We start from the raw sequence: 17,454 nt of genomic DNA on the forward strand, positions 1-17,454 counted from the left end.
TTCTACCAGCTTGGGATGTCAACGTCAGGCGCCGTCACGAAAAAAGCCGCGCAACTCAGGCGCGGCTTTTTTCGGTTTCTTGAACAGGCGCGATCAGGTCGCGGAGGGTGTCGTATCCGTTTGTGCGTCTTCGGCAGGTGTTTCAATGCCTGCGGCTTCTGCCAGTTCTTCGTCATCGGAGGCCGCGGCACCGATGTCTTCGAACAGCTCCTGGATTTCGAAATCAGCAGCAGCCTCTTCTTCAGCGGCCAACTCCTGGATCGACTTGCCGGAGGCTTGAAGCTCAGCTTCTTCAGGGGAGCGTGCCACGTTCAATTCGATCATGGCGTCTACTTCCGGGTGCAGAACGATCTGCACGGAATGCAGGCCCAGTTCTTTGATCGGCTCCAGCACGACTTGCTTGCGGTCAACCGAAAAACCCTCTGCCGTGGCAGCTTCAGCCGCGTCACGGGTGGTGACAGAGCCGTAAAGCGCGCCTGAATCCGAGGCAGAGCGAATCACGATAAACTGCTGACCGTTCAGTTTTTCGGCCAGGCTTTCCGCTTCTTTCCTGGTTTCAAGATTGCGGGCCTCAAGCTGTGCTTTCTGATCTTCGAAAGCCGCGATATTGGCTTTGGAGGCCGACAGGGCCTTGCCTTGTGGCAGCAGGAAGTTGCGGGCGTAGCCGGGTTTCACATCGACGACTTCGCCCATCTGTCCGAGCTTTGCGACACGTTCGAGAAGGATGACTTGCATGGTGTTCTCCTTACTTCACGGCGTAGGGCAGCAGCGCCAGAAAGCGGGCGCGTTTGATGGCACGGGCCAGCTCGCGTTGCTTCTTGGCAGAGACTGCAGTGATGCGGGAGGGCACGATCTTGCCACGCTCAGAAATGTAGCGCTGCAGCAGACGTGTGTCTTTGTAGTCAATCTTTGGCGCGTTGTCGCCCGAGAAGGGGCAGACTTTGCGACGGCGGAAAAATGGTTTTGTGGCCATGGGTTATGTCCTTTTCCTAAAGCTGATCAACGGCGTTCGCGGCGGTCGCCACGATCCCCGCGCTCTTCGCGTTTTTGCATCTGAACCGATGGCAGTTCGGCATGCGCATCGACCTTGATGGTCAGGACGCGCATCACATCGTCATGCAGACGCATCAGGCGCTCCATCTCCTGCACGGCCGGGGCCGGTGCGTCAGAGCGCAGGAAGGCATAATGGCCCTTGCGGTTCTTGTTGATCTTGTACGCCATGGTTTTGACGCCCCAGTACTCGTGATCCACGAGCTGGCCGCCGTTGTCGGACAAAACGGTTCCAAAGTGTTCAATCAGCCCTTCGGCCTGTGTGTTGGACAGGTCCTGACGGGCGATCATAACATGCTCATACAAAGGCATGTGTGTTCCTCATTTATATCAAGGCGCATTTCAAAGGCAGGGCTTTTGCCTTTTGCCGCCCCACCACGAGAGACTGCGCGGTTCAAACAGTTTGCAAAAGGAAAAGCCCGTATACACGCTTTGCGGTGTGGCGCAAGAGCGGTGGTTTCGCAGGGGGCGGCGGATCGCATCTTTTGCGTAAAATCACCCTTTCAGCGCCAAGAACCTGTCTCATTTCGGTCTCTTTTGTCCCGTTAGCTTCTCGTTAACCATGAATGAGGATGTTTTAGTATGACAAGCGCAGCCGACCCCGCGAATTTTGAATCAATCGGACCTCAGCCCGTCCGGGCTGTTGACGGCGGTCGCATGCTGTGGCGCGCCCTGCAGGGTGTTCTGGGAGGGGCGTTGGTGATGGCGGCTTTTGGCCTGTGGTTCGCGCCCGGTGCCAATTGGGGGCATGATGTCCTGCTGCTGAAGCTATTGGGCTCTGCGGTTGCGGGGATGGTCGGCATCGGGTGTCTGCAGGGCTTTGTGCGGCCCATACCTCCAAAGGTCGAGATCGACACCATTTGCCATGAAGTCCGGCTTGTGCGGATCCGCGGCAAGGAGCGGCAGATCCTGGATCGTTGCAGTTTTGCGGATCTGACCCTGGTGGAGAATTCCGGCACGCATGTGCAACTGTGGGGAAAGAACAAGACCCTTTTGGCCGAAGTCGCCGCAACAGATCGCGTTTCGCACCGCAGCCTTGTGACAGCGCTGCGTGTTGCGGGCAAACTTTAACCGACGCTATTTGTCTAACACGCACCATCTTTTGAAATTATGCGCGCAATGTTCATTTGCGCGCATAACCTGTTCGTGATCCGCGTTTGTCTTTGAGCTGAATTACCCCATTTAAAAGAATTAGCAGCAACTCGGAGATTCAAATGATGAAACCCCTTCTTCTTGCCACAGCATTCGCCACCAGCGCCTCTTTCGCGGCTGCGGCTGATCGATACGTGCTGGATTCCAGTCACAGCCAGGTACTGTTCAGCTATGACCACCTTGGATTTTCCACGACTTTCGGCATGTTCTCCGGCTTTGAGGGAGAGATCATGTTTGACGCGGAAAATCCTGCGGCCTCTTCCGTCACCGTATCGATGCCGACCCGGAGCATGTTCACCGGTTGGGAAGAACGTGAAGAGCATTTCATGTCCGAAGATTTCTTTGGCGCGACGGAAGAGGACGTTATCACCTTTACCTCCACCGCGATTGAGGTGACGGGCGAGGATACCGCCAAGATCAGCGGCGATCTCACGATGAATGACATCACCCAGCCCGTCGTGCTGGACGCCGTTCTGAACCAGACGGGCATGCACCCGATGGCCAATCAGGAGTGGGCAGGGTTTGATGCCACAACGACGCTGCTGCGGTCTGATTTCGGATTGGGGCGGGCTGCTCCCTTTGTCAGCGACGAGGTTGAAGTGAGAATCTCGATCGAGGCGATGAAAGCAGAGTAGAACCACACATCTCGCAGAGATCAAAAAGCCGCGCCACGGTTGTGCGGCTTTTTTTATTGCCCTGGTGTCACCCGCCCTCAACCGCTGTCAGCGCGACCGTCACCTCGACCGCAAAGCCCAACGACCCTTCGTCCGGCTGGGAGTTGCCGATGTTGAACTCCCGACGGTCGAGGGTCAGACCGCCCTGCATGGCGGCGACATTCTCTGCCAAATCAAGGGTGAAGGGCAGTGTCACGGGCAGCGTCTGATCCTTGATCGTGAGTGTTCCGACAGCCGCATAGCCGTCCGGGCCGCGTTCAATGGTTGCGTTGAACTGGGCTGTGGGGAAGGCTTCGGCGTTGAAAAAGTCTGTTCCCAGGGCTTCGGAAGTTACCGAACCGAGGGTCAGGGAGCCGATGGAGACGATCACCTCAACGGAGCCTGCGGTCCCTGTTTCGACCGCTTCATCAAAGCTGATGGCGGCGGTCCAGTCTGAAAAGCTGCCGGTGACCGGGCCGCCCAGCTGGGTCACGGTGATCTCAAGCGTGCCGTCCTGAACCGCCCAGTCCGATTGAACGGCCTCCAACGCGGCGGCCTGCACACTGCTGTCGTGTCTCTGGTAGACGCCCAGACCCGACCCGATGGCAAGCGCGCCCGCCCAAACCGTCAGAGCGGCCACGATGGGCAGGACCCCTTTGTGCCCATCGCGCAGATCCGGCACAGAAGGCTGGCCCGGCAGCATCCGGCGCAAGGTGGCATCGCGGTCGATGATGTGGTGTTTGAGCGCACCGGCGATGTGCAGCAGGATTGAAATGACAAGCACCCGTTCAAAAACGAGGTGCAGCCCGGCGGTTGTTGCCGCAAGCGTTTCAGATTTTGGCACAAGCGGCAGGTTCTGTCCGAAGGGCCACCAGATCGGCGCGAACCCGGCGGTCGAGGCGTGATGCACCCAGCCGGACAGCGGAACCAGCAACAAGGACCCGTAAAGCAGCCAGTGCACGGTCTGTGCGGCCCAGGTCTCAAACTTGCGATCCGGATGCAGCCCGGCAGGTTTGGGCTGGCTGATGGCCCAGAGAATCCGCGCGAGGGCCACGAAGAACACCGTGACACCGAGGGTCTTGTGCAGGGAAAAGAACCAGGCCTTGCGGGCAAGTTCTTCGGAGGTGTCATAGGGCAGGTCATTGGCAAAGATGCCCAGCGGGATCAGGGTCAGGATCAGCAGGGCGGTCGACCAGTGCAGGGTTTTGGCCACGGCACCGTAATGACGGTCGGTATTGGAAAGGGGCATCGGACATCTCCGGTCAGTCTTTCTGTCCCATGTAGAGTAAGAATGCGATCTGTCACAACAATCTGCCTGAACGCACATATGCTGCGCGGGATCGTGAGGTGTTGAAGCAACGGCCGAGGCTGAATCGCGGGCACTGACCGTTGCCCTTGCGGCACGGGCAGGCTAAGCGGAGCTTCAGACTTACGATCAGGGGGCGCATTTCATGAGCATTGCATTTGTCTTTCCAGGCCAGGGGGCGCAGACCATCGGGATGGGCCGGGCGCTGGCGCAGGCCTATCCGGCGGCGCAGGCTGTCTTTGACGAGGTGGATGAGGCCCTGGGCGAGCGTCTGAGCGGTCTGATCTGGGACGGCGACATCGAGACGCTGACCCTGACCGAGAATGCGCAACCGGCGCTGATGGCGACCTCGATGGCGGCGATCCGCGCGCTGGAGACGGAAGGGATCGGGCTGGAGGCTGTCTCTTACGTGGCGGGTCACAGTCTTGGGGAGTATTCGGCGCTGGCCGCCGCAGGCACTTTTTCAATTGCGGACACCGCGCGTCTGTTGCGCACGCGGGGGCTGGCCATGCAACAGGCCGTCCCCGTCGGGCAAGGGGCCATGGCGGCGGTTCTGGGGCTGGATTTCGACACGGTCACGGAGGTGGCGGCCCGCGCGGCGGAGGGTCAGGTCTGCCAGGTCGCAAACGAGAATGATCCTGCGCAGAACGTGGTTTCGGGGGACAAGGCCGCGGTGGAGCGGGCCTGCGCGCTGGCCAAGGAGGCCGGAGCAAAGCGCGCCGTGATGCTGCCGGTCTCGGCACCGTTTCACTGCGCCCTGATGGCCCCTGCCGCGGAAAAGATGGCGCAGGCGCTGGAGAGCGTCGAGATGCGCGCCCCGGCGGTCCCGCTTGTTGCCAATGTTTGTGCCGAGGCGGTCAGCGATCCCGTGCAGATCAGGGCCTTGCTGATCCAGCAGGTTACCGGTCAAGTGCGCTGGAAGACCTCTGTTGAATGGATGGCGGTTCAGGGTGTGACCGCGTTTTGGGAGATCGGCGCGGGCAAGGCGCTCAGCGGCATGATCCGGCGCATCGCCAGGGAGGCAGGATCACGCGCCATCGGAACCCCCGAAGATATCAAAGCGGCACAGGATGCCTGAGGAAGGATATTGAGATGTTTGATCTGACAGGAAAAAACGCACTGGTCACCGGCGCATCGGGCGGCATCGGCGCCGAGATTGCCCGAACCCTGCACGCGGCAGGAGCGGCTGTAGGCCTCTCGGGCACGCGCGTTGACCCTTTGGAGGCGCTGGCCGCTGATCTGGGCGACCGCGCCCATGTGCTGCCGTGCAACTTGTCGGATATGACGGCGGTGGAGGCGCTGCCGAAGACCGCGGTCGAGGCAATGGGATCGGTTGACATCCTGGTCAACAACGCCGGGATCACCCGCGACAATCTCTTCATGCGGATGTCTGATGAGGAGTGGCAGTCCGTGCTGGACGTGAACCTGACCGCCACCTTCAAGCTTTGCAAAGGGGTAATGCGCGGCATGATGAAGGCCCGTTGGGGACGGATCGTGAATATCTCCAGCGTTGTCGGAGCGACGGGTAATCCGGGGCAGGCCAATTACGCGGCCTCCAAGGCGGGCATGGTGGGGATGTCCAAAAGCCTCGCCTATGAGGTGGCCAGCCGCGGGATTACTGTAAACGCCGTAGCACCCGGTTTTATCGAGACGGCGATGACAGACAAGCTGACCGACGACCAGAAGGCTGGAATCATGGGTCAAATTCCCGCCGGTCGTATGGGGACAGCATCAGAGATCGCCTCGGGTGTTTTGTATCTGGCCAGTCCCGAAGCCGCTTACGTGACGGGCACGACCTTGCATGTGAACGGCGGCATGGCCATGTTATAAGCCGGATTGGCAGCCCCTGCAGGTGACACGTACAATGCGTTTGCCATCACTGCAGCTTGTGTTAAAGGGGGCGCAGTTTTTACCCGGCGTTTGTAGTTGCTGCGCCAACACTCCCTGTTGTTGTCAGGCGTTATGCCTGGCCTTGCGGGGATCGAGCCGCCCCTTTTGGGGCATACGCATGTGTATCCGGCAGCGCGCCGGGCCCATGCAACCGAAACGGGCCAGATCTGGTCTGAATGAATGAGGGACTATTATGAGCGACATCGCAGATCGCGTGAAGAAAATCGTTGTGGAACACCTTGGTGTCGAAGAGGATAAAGTGGCCGAGAGTGCATCGTTTATCGATGATCTGGGCGCGGACAGCCTCGACACTGTCGAGCTTGTAATGGCCTTTGAAGAAGAATTCGGCATCGAAATTCCCGATGACGCGGCCGAGACCATCCAGACCTTTGGCGACGCGGTAAAGTTCATCACCGAAGCGTCCTGAGCCGCACACCGGCATTCTCCGGTGAATCGTATAAAATGGCGCCTCTCCTGTTGTAGGGAGGCGCCATTTTCATGACCGGGCTTCTCGGGGGGGTTGAATTGGCAGGGATATCTGCGCCATGGTTGCAGGCAGAGGGCGTCAAGCCCCGCTCCGCGAACTGAGGCAGAAATACTATGTCGCGCACGATACCAACGATTAATACGCATCGCCTGACACTGAGAGGCATGCGGGCAGAAGATTTCAATCGGTTTGCCGAGATTTGGGCGATGCCTGAGGTTGTCGCTCACATTGACGGCGCACCCTGGCCGCGCAGCAAGTCCTGGGCTGCCTTCCTGCGCCATGCCGGCCATTGGCAAATCACTGGTTTTGGGCAATGGGCCATTCATCGACACCGCGATCCGGATATGTCGGGGCAGGTTGGCTTTTTCTACGCCAAACGTGATCTCGGACCGGATTTTGATGATGTGCCCGAAGCGGGCTGGGTGCTGGCCCCCGAGGCGCACGGCCAGGGTTACGCGCGCGAAGCTGTGCGGGCTGCGCATGATTGGTTCGACCGTGTTGTGACCGGGCGGTTGGTCTGCCTGATTGATCCGCGCAATGCCGCCTCACTGAGAATTGCCGAGGAGGTCGGCTACACCTTGTTGCGGGAGACGACCTATAAGGGGGAGCCGGTCACGCTGATGGAGCGCAAGGGTCCGCCACAGTAGGGCGGCGGGACTTGATCGGCACTTGCACAGAAACGGCGGCTCACTGTATGGGGGGACAAGAATTGAAGGGGGCATCGCGATGCGCAGAGTAGTTGTCACAGGGCTTGGCCTGGTTACGCCGCTGGCGGATGGGGTCGAGGCAAGCTGGGCCAGAATTCTGGACGGCCAGTCCGGCGCGGGGCAGATCACCGGCTTTGATCCCAGCAATCTGGTGACCCAATATGCCTGCGAAGTGCCCCTGGGCGACGGCAGTGACGGAACCTTTAACGCTGACGCCTACATGGCCCCGAAAGAGCAGCGCAAAGTGGATACGTTTATTCTATTTGGTCTGGCGGCCGCGGAGCAGGCGGTCAAGGACGCAGGCTGGCAGCCTCAGGACAAAGAGAGCCTGGAGCGCACCGGCGTGCTGATCGGTTCTGGTATCGGTGGGCTGAACTCCATTGCCAATACGGCGGTGATGATGGCCGAAAAGGGTCCGCGCCGGGTCAGCCCCTTCTTTGTCCCCGGCGCGTTGATCAACCTGATCTCGGGTCAGGTGAGCATCAAATACGGCTTCAAGGGACCGAACCATTCGGTTGTGACGGCCTGTTCGACCGGCGCGCATGCGATTGGGGATGCGAGCCGCCTCATTCAGCACGGGGATGCGGACGTTATGATTGCGGGCGGGGCCGAGGCGGCCGTTTGCGAGATCGGGATTGCGGGCTTTAACGCGTGCAAGGCGCTGTCGACCAAGCGGGGCGATGACCCGCAAAAGGCCAGCCGCCCCTATGATGCGGATCGGGACGGGTTTGTCATGGGCGAAGGGGCGGGCATCGTTGTGCTGGAAGAATATGAGCACGCCAAGGCCCGCGGGGCAAAGATCTACGCCGAAGTGATGGGCTATGGCCTGTCGGGGGATGCGTATCACATCACGGCGCCCTCCGAGGACGGCGAGGGCGGCGAACGCTCCATGCGCAACGCGCTGCGCAACGCGGGGCTTGAGCCTAAGGACATCGACTATATCAATGCCCACGGCACCTCGACCATGGCCGACACCATTGAGCTTGGCGCGGTGGAGCGGATGCTGGGCGCACATGCGGGGGGCGTCACGATGTCCTCGACCAAATCAGCGACAGGGCATCTTTTGGGGGCGGCGGGGGCCATTGAGGCGATTTTCTCGGTCCTTGCGATCCGCGATCAGGTGGCACCACCCACGATCAATCTTGATAATCCGGCTGTGGAGACGAAAGTTGATCTGGCCCCCAACGCCAAGCGGCCGCGCGAGATTAACGTGGCCTTGTCGAATTCCTTCGGGTTCGGCGGGACCAACGCCAGCATCATATTCGGGAAGATCGGATAATGTGGCGTCATATCGCTTCAAATGCGGTGACCCTGCTGATTGTGCTGCTGTTCCTGGTGGCGGGCCTGATCCTGTGGGGGAAAACGCAGTACGACGGGGCGGGTCCGTTGACATCGGCCTATTGCGTGGATGTGCCGAGCGGGTCGACCATGCGGGCGGTCAGCGAAACCCTTGAGGCGGACGGGGTTGTCAGCTCCGGGGCGATCTTTCGCATGGGGGCGGAGTATTCAGATAAGTCCGACCAGTTGAAAGCCGGGAGTTTTCTGGTGCCGGCCGAGGCTTCCATGGCACAGGTCGTAGACGCCATTACCCGCGGTGGCGCGAGCACTTGTGGCACCGAGGTGATCTACCGGATTGGGGTGAACCGGGTCGGCGTGCAACTGCGCGAGCTTGATCCTCAGACCAACCAACTGGTTGAGCTGGCCAATTTTAACCCGGTTGAGGACGCGGCCCCCGAGGCCTATCAGGATCGTAAGACCGCCGCCGGGACCCGGTTCCGCGTGGCATTGGCCGAAGGCGTGACCTCCTGGCAGGTGGTCGAGAGCCTGAAGGCGATGGATATCCTGGAAGGGACCGTGGAGACCCTGCCGCCCGAGGGCGCGCTGGCACCCGACAGCTACGAAGTACGCCCCGGTGACACGCGGGACGCCATTTTGGACCGGATGCAGGTCGTGCAAGAGCAGCGCGTCGCGGAGGCTTGGGATGCGCGGGCGGAGAACCTGCCAATCGCCAGCCCCGAAGAGCTGCTGGTGCTTGCTTCCATCATCGAAAAGGAAACCGCCGTCGCGGATGAGCGCAGACAGGTGGCAAGCGTCTTTATCAACCGCTTGAATCGTGGTATGCGTCTGCAAACGGACCCGACAGTGATCTATGGGGTGACAGAGGGCCGGGGCATTCTGGGCCGGGGTCTGCGTCAGAGCGAGCTGCGCGCGGCGACACCTTGGAACACCTATGTGATCGAGGGCCTGCCGCCGACACCGATTGCCAATCCCGGCATGGCCAGCCTGCAGGCCGCAGCGCAGCCGCTGGAGACGCCGTATATCTTCTTTGTTGCGGATGGCACGGGCGGGCACGCTTTTGCCGAAACACTGGCCGAGCACAACCGGAACGTCGCGGTCTGGCGCCGTATTGAGGCCGAACGCGCGGAGCAATCCGATAACAACTGATGCACCATGTGCATAGGGTTTGCAGGCGTAATTCGCCTTAGATGACGAATGGAAACGAGCGCCTCAAAGGTCCCTTGTCCGTCAGCATGGTGGCAAAACGTTAATGGCACCGTACGGTGGGTAGTTGTTAACAAATTGATTTTCCTTGACTTTGCGAACGGTCACACGTATAACTTGTGACATGCTAGAAGAAGTGGGCAAGCGACCCCGGGGACAGCCCCGATGGGTCGCTTTTTCGTTTCTCTCGTGCGGAGACTACGCGCATGAGAGGTAAAAACCTGAATGACTTTACTAACCCCAGAGCACGTAGCGTCCGAAACTGAAGACCTTTTGAATTCGGTCATCGGATCCATAAAAGACCTGCGCCAAGAGATCGAGGACCTCAAAGAAAAGGTCCGCGCAGGTGAAGGATTGGAAAAGACGCAAAACAGCAGGACGGTGGCCTCGGCAACGACGCTGCTGAAAACCTGTCAGGAAGTGGAGAACCGTCTTGTCGAATGTCGCAGCAAATCAGCCGGAATCGCAAAAGGAGGCTATGCCCTCGATCTTGGGCGGGCCCGGGCTGAGATCGGGTGCAAGCTGGATCGGCTCCGCTGCACAGCACGTGCAGGACGCCTTCCTGAATGACTTAACCGAGGGAGAGCTTCTGGCTCTCCCTTACCTGTTTGAGTTTTGGGCCATGGACCACCAACTGCCCCCCGAGGGCGATTGGCGGACATGGGTCATCATGGGGGGCCGGGGAGCCGGAAAAACCCGGGCCGGGGCCGAATGGGTCCGGGCCCAGGTCGAGGGGTCGAAGCCGCTTGACGAAGGGCGCGCGCGCCGTGTCGCCTTGGTGGGAGAGACAATCGAGCAGGTTCGCGAAGTGATGATTTTCGGCGACAGCGGGATTCTGGCCTGCTCGCCGGAGGACAGGCGCCCGGTCTGGGAGGCCGGGCGCAAGAGATTGGTTTGGCCGAACGGGGCGATTGCGACGATCCATTCCGCTTTTGACCCCGAGGGGTTGCGCGGGCCGCAATTCGACGCGGCCTGGGTAGATGAGTTGGCCAAGTGGAAAAAGGCACAAGACACCTGGGACATGTTGCAGTTCGCGCTGCGTCTGGGCGACAAACCCCAGGTTTGCGTCACAACGACGCCGCGCAACGTGGGCGTCTTGAAGACTTTACTGAAATCGCCGTCAACCGTCGTGACACACGCGCCAACCGAGGCCAATGCGGCCAATCTGGCAAATTCTTTTCTGGACGAGGTGCGGGCGCGCTATGCGGGGACCCGTCTGGGCCGGCAGGAATTGGACGGCGTTCTTCTGGAAGACGCCGAAGGGGCGTTGTGGACAACCGCCGGGCTGGAGGCCTTGCGGTGTGAGACCCTGCCTGAGTTGGACCGCATCGTGGTTGCAGTGGATCCTTCAACCACCAGCACTGCCGCATCAGATGAGTGCGGGATTGTCGTTGCGGGTGTAAAGATGAGCGGGGCGCCCCAGGATTGGCGTGCCTATGTTCTGGCCGATTGCACGGTGCAGGGGGCGAGCCCGTCAGGATGGGCGCAAGCAGCGATCAGCGCCATGGAGCGATATGGCGCGGACCGGCTCGTGGCAGAAGTCAATCAGGGCGGGCAGATGGTGGCGGAAGTCCTTCGTCAGGTTGATCCATTGGTTCCCTTCAAGGGTGTGCATGCCAGCCGTGGCAAGGTGGCCCGCGCCGAGCCTGTCGCGGCCCTCTATGAGCAGGGGCGCGTGCGGCATATGCGGGCGTTGGACGCCTTGGAAGACCAGATGTGCCGGATGACGGTGCAGGGCTATGAAGGCCAGGGTTCTCCCGACCGGGTGGATGCGCTGGTCTGGGCGCTGCACGAGCTGATGATCGAGCCTGTGGCGAAGTGGCGCGCGCCGCGTGTGCGCTCGCTTTAGGGCGATTTGAGAACCTTACCGGAGTGTTAATCGCACGGACGTGTCGATGACCACTTCGTCAGGAATTTACAGGATATTCGATGCTGCAAGAACAAACCGGTTCCGGGGTCAGATCCCCAGCCGGCATTTTGATCTGCGGCACTGACTTGAGGAGCGAACGACATGGGTTTCAACTTTCTACGGCGCGGCGCTCAGGCAGAGGTGCCAGAGCAGAAGGCGAGCGCTACAGGGCCCGTGGTGGCCTATCAGACCTCCGGCCGGGTGGCGTGGAGCCCCCGGGATGCGGTATCGCTGACCCGTACCGGCTTCTCGGGCAACCCGGTTGGCTTTCGATCGGTGAAGCTGATCGCAGAAGCGGCGGCAGCCTTGCCATTGGTGTTGCAGGATGCCGATCAACGCTACGACATGCACCCGCTGGCTGATCTCGTGGCGCGGCCCAATCCGATGCAGGGCAGGGCAGAGCTGCTGGAAGCGCTTTATGCGCAGATGCTGCTCACGGGGAACGGCTATGTGGAGGCTGTCGCAGGCGATCTGGGTGTGCCGGATGAATTGCATGTGCTGCGGTCAGACCGGATGAGTGTCGTGCCCGGCCCAGACGGCTGGCCGGTCGCTTATGAATACGCGGTCGGAGGCCGCAAGCACCGGTTTGACGCCAGCGGGCCTGTGGTGCCGGTCTGCCATATCAAGAATTTTCATCCGCAGGATGACCACTACGGCTTCAGCCCGATGCAAGCCGCCGCCATGGCCGTGGATGTGCATAACTCCGCCAGCCGCTGGTCCAAGGCGCTGCTCGACAATGCGGCGCGTCCGTCAGGGGCTATTGTCTACCGGGGGGCGGAAGGTCAGGGCACCATGGCCACAGATCAGTATGAGCGGCTGGTCAGCGAGATGGAGAGCCATCACCAGGGCGCGCGCAATGCGGGCCGCCCCATGCTGCTGGAAGGCGGGCTGGACTGGAAGCCTATGGGGTTTTCGCCCTCCGACATGGAATTCCAGAAAACCAAGGAGGCCGCCGCGCGTGAGATCGCCCTGGCCTTTGGGGTGCCGCCGATGCTTTTGGGCATCCAGGGCGATGCGACCTATTCGAATTATCAGGAGGCACACCGCGCCTTTTATCGCCTGACCGTGTTGCCACTGGCCACGCGGGTCACGGCGGCGCTGGCCCATTGGCTGGCGCGTCACACCGGGGAAGCGATTGAGATCAAGCCCGATCTCGATCAGGTGCCGGCGCTCGCCACAGAGCGCGACGCGCAGTGGAACCGGGTGGCGTCGGCAGATTTTCTGACCCAAGCGGAAAAACGCGCCCTGCTCGGGTTGCCTGCGGTGAGTGCGGATGAGTGATCCGGGGTTTGAGCGCTTTGAATGCGCCCCCGGCCTTCGGTTGCAAGCACACGAGCGGGTCGCGCAAATCCAGCACGACAATCTGCTCAAGCGGCTCGACCGCGTTGAAGAGATGATGGAACGGCTGGAAAAACGCCTTTGGCTGACCGTCTACGGCATTGTGGCGATGATCTTGGGTCAAGGGCTGCAATCAATACTGGCAGCGGTGCCGTGAAGAGGGTTCCGAGCGAAGTTCTGAGGAGAGATGTGATGGAGTATGAAACCGGCCTGGAGCGCAAGTTTGCGCGCTTTGGCGATGATGTGGAGGTGCGCGATGGCCGTGTTATCTGTGGCTATGCGAGCCTATTTGGCGCCGTCGATCAGGGCAATGATGTGGTGGCCTCGGGCGCCTACGCTGCGTCCCTGGCGTCGCTGACGCAAAAGGGTGGGCGTGTGAAGATGCTCTGGCAACATGATCCCGCACAGCCCATTGGTATCTGGGATGAGGTGCGCGAGGACGCAAAGGGTCTTTGGGTAAAGGGCCGCTTGCTGGAGAGCGTCGAAAAGGGCCGTGAGGCCATGGCGCTGATCGAGGCAGGTGCCATCGACGGTCTGTCGATCGGGTACCGCACCCGCAAAGCCACAAAGAACGCTGAGGGCCAGAGGCTCTTGACGGAACTGGAGCTTTGGGAGGTGTCGCTTGTGACCTTCCCGATGCTGCCCAGTGCGCGGATTACGGCAAAGTCAGAAGACACTGATCTGGACCGTTCTCTGCGTGACATGGCCGCCGCCTTCAAAGGTGCGCGCGCCGATCTGGCGCGCCGCTGACGCGCTCCTGTCGTTGCGGTCGGGCAGAAGACGCCTGACCTGAACACTACAATTTGAGGAATTTGCCATGAGCAAGACCGAAGCAAAGGCGGCGGGCGGGATAGGTTTGTCCCCCGCCGAGGACGTCAGACAGGCCGTAATGGGCTTTGTGACTGATTTCAAAGAGTTCCAAACCGACATTGATACAAAACTTCAACAAACAGAAGAGCGACTGACCATGCTGGACCGTAAAACAAATACCCCTCAACGTACGCCTCTTGGTGGGTCGGTAGACGCCGGCGCACCGCATCAGAAAGCTTTTAACGCGTACCTGCGTTCAGGAGATGATGATGGCCTGCGCGGCCTTGAGATGGAAGTGAAATCCCTGTCGACGGCCGTGAACTCGGACGGGGGCTATCTGGTGGACCCTCAGACCTCCGAAACCGTGCAGTCGGTGCTGAAGGCCGCAGCGTCCGTGCGCGCAATTGCGTCGGTCGTGAATGTGGAGGCCACGTCCTACGACGTGCTTGTCGATCACACCGACGTGGGGGCCGGCTGGGCGACCGAAACGGGCACCCTGTCCGAAACCGATACACCTCAGATTGATCGGATCACCATCCCGTTGCACGAGCTGAGCGCGTTGCCAAAGGCATCACAGCGTCTGTTGGATGACAGTGCTTTCGACATTGAGGGGTGGTTGGCGAACCGGATTGCGGATAAATTCGCTCGCGCCGAAGCGGCGGCTTTCATCTCCGGTGATGGGGTCGACAAACCCAAGGGCATTCTGGATCACACCGCCGTGGACAATGAAATCTGGTCCTGGGGCAACATCGGTTATGTGCCCACCGGCAATGCGGGTGATGTGACACCGGAAGCAGTGGTGGATGTGATCTATGCACTTGGCGCGCAGTACCGCGCGAACGCCACCTTTGTCATGAACTCCAAGACCGCAGGTCTGATCCGCAAGCTGAAAGACGCGGACGGTCGTTTCCTGTGGTCTGATGGGCTGGCAGCCGCAGAACCTGCGCGTCTGATGGGGTACCCGGTTCTGATCGCGGAGGACATGCCTGACCCTGCCGACGGGGCCGATGCCATTGCCTTTGGTGATTTCGAGGCGGGCTACACGATCGCTGAGCGCCCAGATCTGCGCGTTCTGCGGGACCCCTTCAGCGCCAAGCCACACGTGCTCTTTTACGCCACCAAGCGGGTTGGTGGAGATGTGAGCGATTTTGCGGCCATCAAACTTCTGAAATTCGCGGCGTCCTAACGGAGGCTGCGATACCGGTGCCTGGCCTTTGGGTCAGGCGATCCGGGCCGGGTGCGTACCCGTAGATGCTGTGTTGTCTAGCTGTTCCCCTCCGACCGAGCAATGCAAGCAGGATGTGCACCCGGCAACTGATACCGGGGGGATGATTTTTGGAGACCTTCCATGATGTTGATCGAAGAAACGACGGTGCCGGATGCGGCACTCCCGGTCGAAGCCTTCAAAGCGCATCTCCGACTGGGCACAGGCTTTGGTCAGGGGACAACGCAGGATGAAGTTCTGACGGGCTTTTTACGCGCTGCGCTATCCGCCATTGAAGCCCGCACCGGCAAGGTTCTGGTTGCGCGCAGCTTTTCGTGGACGTTGAGCTTCTGGCGTGACCGCGATGCGCAAGGGCTGCCGGTCGCCCCGGTGAACGCCATTTCGCGGGTTGCTACAGTTGAACGCAACGGGACACAAACAGATGTCAGTGCGACCAGCTACTGGTTGGAACGCGACAGCCAGCGCCCCAGACTGCGCGCGACCGGTGCCAGTTTGCCGATGATTCCGACAGGCGGGGCGGTGGTGATCGACTTTGAAGCAGGCTTCGGCGCCGGATGGGATGACATCCCGTCTGACCTGCAACAAGCCGTTTTCCTGCTGGCTGCGCATTACTATGAGTATCGCCATGAAACCAGCCTGGGCGACGGATGCATGCCCTTTGGCGTCACCAGCTTGATTGAACGCTACAAGGTCATGCGGCTTGGCGGAGGGGGGCTGAGATGACCGCTCCTCGGTTGAGCCGGCGGCTTATCCTTGAAGCGCCTGAGCGTGTGGGAGACGGCAGCGGTGGTTTTGTGATCGAGTGGCAGACCTTGGGGTTACTTTGGGCTCAGATCGTGCCGCGCACGGGACGTGAAACGGCCACATCCGGGGCCGCCATCTCTCAGATGAGCTACCGCATCATCGTGCGTGGCGCGCCGTCTGGATCAATTGAAAGACCAAAGCCGGAGCAGAGATTTCGCGAAGGTGATCGTTTGTTTCTCATTCAGGCTGTTGCCGAGGAGGACCCGGAAGGTCGTTACCTTGCCTGCTTTGCAACAGAGGAGACTGCGATATGAGCTATGCCATGTCGGGCGCGCTTCAGGCCGCCATCTACGGGGCATTGGGTGCTGATGGAACCCTGGCCGCGTTGGTAGGGGCAGATATCTACGATGCTGTGCCGACCGGAAACATGCCGGAAACCTACGTCAGCCTTGGCCGGGAACGGGTCAGTGACGCCTCTGACCAGACAGGCAACGGTGCATTGCACCGGCTGGAAATCTCTGTCTTTACCACTCAGCCAGGCTTTGCCGGGGCCAAGGCGGTCGCCGCTGCGATCTCGGATGTCTTGCACGATGCCGAATTGACGCTCAGCCGGGGACGGTTGGTGTTCTTGCATTTTGAGCGCGCCGAGGCACGCCGGATCGATGCAAGTGCGGCGCGCGAGATCGTGTTGCGGTTTCGCGCACGTGTGGACGACCAATGACACTTTTCACTTTTTGATAGGAGACAACCCATGGGTGCTCAGAACGGAAAGGACCTTTTGATTAAGGTCGATATGGCCGCAGATGGTCAGTTCACCACATTGGCAGGGCTGCGCGCAACGCGGGTGAGCTTCAACGCCGAAACGATTGATGTGACCAGCCTGGAGAGCCAGGGCGGCTGGCGTGAGCTGTTGTCCGGTGCAGGCGTGCGGTCTGTGTCGATCAGCGGATCCGGCGTTTTTCGCGATGCGGATACAGATGAACGCGCCCGACAGCTCTTTTTTGATGGCGAAGCCCCGAACTTTCAGGTGGTGATTCCGGATTTTGGCATTGTCGAAGGCCCCTTTCAGGTGACGGCAATCGAATACAGCGGCAGCCATAATGGTGAAGCGACCTACGAGCTGTCTCTGGCCAGTGCCGGCAACCTGACGTTCACGGCGATCTGATCATGGCCAATCCATGGAGGGGAGAAGTGTCGTTGTGGATCAACGGCGAGAGCCATGTCATGCGTCTGACACTGGGCGCATTGGCCGAGCTTGAAACGACACTTGACGAGCAATCGCTTGTGGCTTTGGTGGAGCGATTTGAGGCTAATCGCTTTTCCAGCCGCGATGTCATCGCCCTGTTGGAAGCCGGGCTGCAGGGTGGACAATCCGCTCTGCCGAAAGGGGCGCTGATGGATGCAGAGATTGCGGGTGGCCCTTTGGCGGCGGCACGGGCAGCGGCGGAGCTTTTGGCCCGCGCCTTTGTCCTGCCTGAGACGTGAACCGGATCGAATGGCCCGCCTTGATGCGGGCGGGTTTGCAGCAGTTGGGGTTGCGACCGGATGAATTCTGGACGCTCACGCCTGCGGAGTTGCAGGTGATGCTTGGCGATCCGGCAAAGACCGGCCCGCTTCTGAGCAACGGGCTGGAGGCGCTTATGACCGCCTATCCTGACAAGACATAGAAGGGACCAACACG

At 60.4% G+C, this 17,454-nt stretch carries 23 protein-coding genes; 19 read left to right on the forward strand and 4 right to left on the reverse strand.

Annotated features, from left to right (window positions below; all coding sequences use genetic code 11):
• Positions 1-93: 93 nt before the first annotated feature.
• The 3 genes from rplI to rpsF are packed head-to-tail and all read right to left on the reverse strand — an operon-like array spanning position 94 to position 1,362.
• Complete coding sequence (rplI, locus tag H7847_RS02605; protein WP_227267829.1) at positions 94-735, reverse strand: 50S ribosomal protein L9; 642 nt, start codon at positions 733-735, stop codon at positions 94-96.
• 10 nt (positions 736-745) lie between these two features.
• Entirely contained in the window at positions 746-973 is a 228-nt protein-coding gene (gene rpsR / locus H7847_RS02610) for a 30S ribosomal protein S18 (protein WP_013961325.1), read from the reverse strand.
• 26 nt (positions 974-999) lie between these two features.
• Positions 1,000-1,362, reverse strand: coding sequence for a 30S ribosomal protein S6 (gene rpsF, locus H7847_RS02615; protein ID WP_227267830.1), 363 nt, complete (start codon positions 1,360-1,362; stop codon positions 1,000-1,002).
• Positions 1,363-1,632: 270 nt separating this feature from the next.
• On the opposite strand from rpsF, the gene H7847_RS02620 reads away from it, so the two are divergent.
• On the forward strand, positions 1,633-2,121 hold the full coding sequence (locus H7847_RS02620) for a hypothetical protein (RefSeq protein ID WP_227267831.1): 489 nt from the start codon (positions 1,633-1,635) through the stop codon (positions 2,119-2,121).
• A 146-nt stretch (positions 2,122-2,267) separates the two neighbouring features.
• Positions 2,268-2,837: a YceI family protein gene (locus H7847_RS02625; protein WP_227268121.1), complete on the forward strand. Its 570-nt coding sequence runs from the start codon at positions 2,268-2,270 to the stop codon at positions 2,835-2,837.
• 67 nt (positions 2,838-2,904) lie between these two features.
• On the opposite strand, the gene H7847_RS02630 is transcribed toward H7847_RS02625, so the two are convergent.
• A complete protein-coding gene (locus tag H7847_RS02630; RefSeq protein WP_227267832.1) occupies positions 2,905-4,104 on the reverse strand; it encodes a cytochrome b/b6 domain-containing protein in 1,200 nt (399 codons plus the stop codon).
• Between the two features lie 202 nt (positions 4,105-4,306).
• On the opposite strand from H7847_RS02630, the gene fabD reads away from it, so the two are divergent.
• From fabD to H7847_RS02715, 17 genes are all read left to right on the forward strand, one after another.
• Entirely contained in the window at positions 4,307-5,239 is a 933-nt protein-coding gene (gene fabD / locus H7847_RS02635; protein WP_227267833.1) for an ACP S-malonyltransferase, read from the forward strand.
• Between the two features lie 14 nt (positions 5,240-5,253).
• The gene (gene fabG, locus H7847_RS02640; RefSeq protein ID WP_227267834.1) at positions 5,254-5,991 is read left to right on the forward strand and encodes a 3-oxoacyl-[acyl-carrier-protein] reductase; all 738 of its coding nucleotides are present in this window, start codon (positions 5,254-5,256) and stop codon (positions 5,989-5,991) included.
• A gap of 253 nt (positions 5,992-6,244) precedes the next feature.
• Positions 6,245-6,478, forward strand: a complete 234-nt coding sequence (locus tag H7847_RS02645) for an acyl carrier protein (protein ID WP_227267835.1) — start codon at positions 6,245-6,247, stop codon at positions 6,476-6,478.
• Between the two features lie 173 nt (positions 6,479-6,651).
• A complete protein-coding gene (locus H7847_RS02650) occupies positions 6,652-7,185 on the forward strand; it encodes a GNAT family N-acetyltransferase (protein ID WP_227267836.1) in 534 nt (177 codons plus the stop codon).
• A gap of 79 nt (positions 7,186-7,264) precedes the next feature.
• Complete coding sequence (gene fabF / locus H7847_RS02655) at positions 7,265-8,524, forward strand: beta-ketoacyl-ACP synthase II (protein WP_227267837.1); 1,260 nt, start codon at positions 7,265-7,267, stop codon at positions 8,522-8,524.
• A complete protein-coding gene (gene mltG / locus H7847_RS02660; RefSeq protein ID WP_227267838.1) occupies positions 8,524-9,690 on the forward strand; it encodes an endolytic transglycosylase MltG in 1,167 nt (388 codons plus the stop codon). The genes fabF and mltG overlap by 1 nt, the downstream gene beginning before the upstream one ends.
• A 535-nt stretch (positions 9,691-10,225) precedes the next feature.
• Positions 10,226-11,596: a DNA-packaging protein gene (locus H7847_RS02665; protein WP_227267839.1), complete on the forward strand. Its 1,371-nt coding sequence runs from the start codon at positions 10,226-10,228 to the stop codon at positions 11,594-11,596.
• 162 nt (positions 11,597-11,758) lie between these two features.
• Entirely contained in the window at positions 11,759-12,937 is a 1,179-nt protein-coding gene (locus H7847_RS02670; RefSeq protein ID WP_227267840.1) for a phage portal protein, read from the forward strand.
• Positions 12,930-13,151 carry a GTA head formation protein, RCAP_rcc01685 family gene (locus H7847_RS02675; RefSeq protein WP_227267841.1) on the forward strand — a complete coding sequence of 74 codons (222 nt, stop codon included), beginning with the start codon at positions 12,930-12,932 and terminating at the stop codon, positions 13,149-13,151. Before H7847_RS02670 ends, H7847_RS02675 begins: the two co-directional genes overlap by 8 nt.
• 35 nt (positions 13,152-13,186) lie before the next feature.
• Positions 13,187-13,744 carry an HK97 family phage prohead protease gene (locus H7847_RS02680; protein ID WP_227267842.1) on the forward strand — a complete coding sequence of 186 codons (558 nt, stop codon included), beginning with the start codon at positions 13,187-13,189 and terminating at the stop codon, positions 13,742-13,744.
• Positions 13,745-13,811: 67 nt separating this feature from the next.
• Positions 13,812-14,990, forward strand: a complete 1,179-nt coding sequence (locus H7847_RS02685) for a phage major capsid protein (RefSeq protein WP_227267843.1) — start codon at positions 13,812-13,814, stop codon at positions 14,988-14,990.
• 162 nt (positions 14,991-15,152) lie between these two features.
• Positions 15,153-15,752 carry a head-tail connector protein gene (locus H7847_RS02690; RefSeq protein WP_227267844.1) on the forward strand — a complete coding sequence of 200 codons (600 nt, stop codon included), beginning with the start codon at positions 15,153-15,155 and terminating at the stop codon, positions 15,750-15,752.
• A complete protein-coding gene (locus tag H7847_RS02695) occupies positions 15,749-16,087 on the forward strand; it encodes a head-tail adaptor protein (RefSeq protein ID WP_227267845.1) in 339 nt (112 codons plus the stop codon). The genes H7847_RS02690 and H7847_RS02695 overlap by 4 nt, the downstream gene beginning before the upstream one ends.
• Entirely contained in the window at positions 16,084-16,494 is a 411-nt protein-coding gene (locus tag H7847_RS02700) for a DUF3168 domain-containing protein (protein ID WP_227267846.1), read from the forward strand. The genes H7847_RS02695 and H7847_RS02700 overlap by 4 nt, the downstream gene beginning before the upstream one ends.
• Before the next feature lie 30 nt (positions 16,495-16,524).
• Positions 16,525-16,938 (forward strand): phage major tail protein, TP901-1 family, encoded by a 414-nt coding sequence (locus H7847_RS02705; protein ID WP_227267847.1) that lies wholly within the window; start codon positions 16,525-16,527, stop codon positions 16,936-16,938.
• A gap of 2 nt (positions 16,939-16,940) precedes the next feature.
• Positions 16,941-17,258 carry a gene transfer agent family protein gene (locus H7847_RS02710; RefSeq protein WP_227267848.1) on the forward strand — a complete coding sequence of 106 codons (318 nt, stop codon included), beginning with the start codon at positions 16,941-16,943 and terminating at the stop codon, positions 17,256-17,258.
• Positions 17,255-17,440 carry a rcc01693 family protein gene (locus tag H7847_RS02715; RefSeq protein WP_227267849.1) on the forward strand — a complete coding sequence of 62 codons (186 nt, stop codon included), beginning with the start codon at positions 17,255-17,257 and terminating at the stop codon, positions 17,438-17,440. The genes H7847_RS02710 and H7847_RS02715 overlap by 4 nt, the downstream gene beginning before the upstream one ends.
• Positions 17,441-17,454 lie beyond the last annotated feature (14 nt).

The sequence above is a fragment of the Roseobacter weihaiensis genome, from assembly GCF_020622345.1.
Taxonomy (GTDB): Bacteria; Pseudomonadota; Alphaproteobacteria; order Rhodobacterales; family Rhodobacteraceae; genus Roseobacter; species Roseobacter weihaiensis.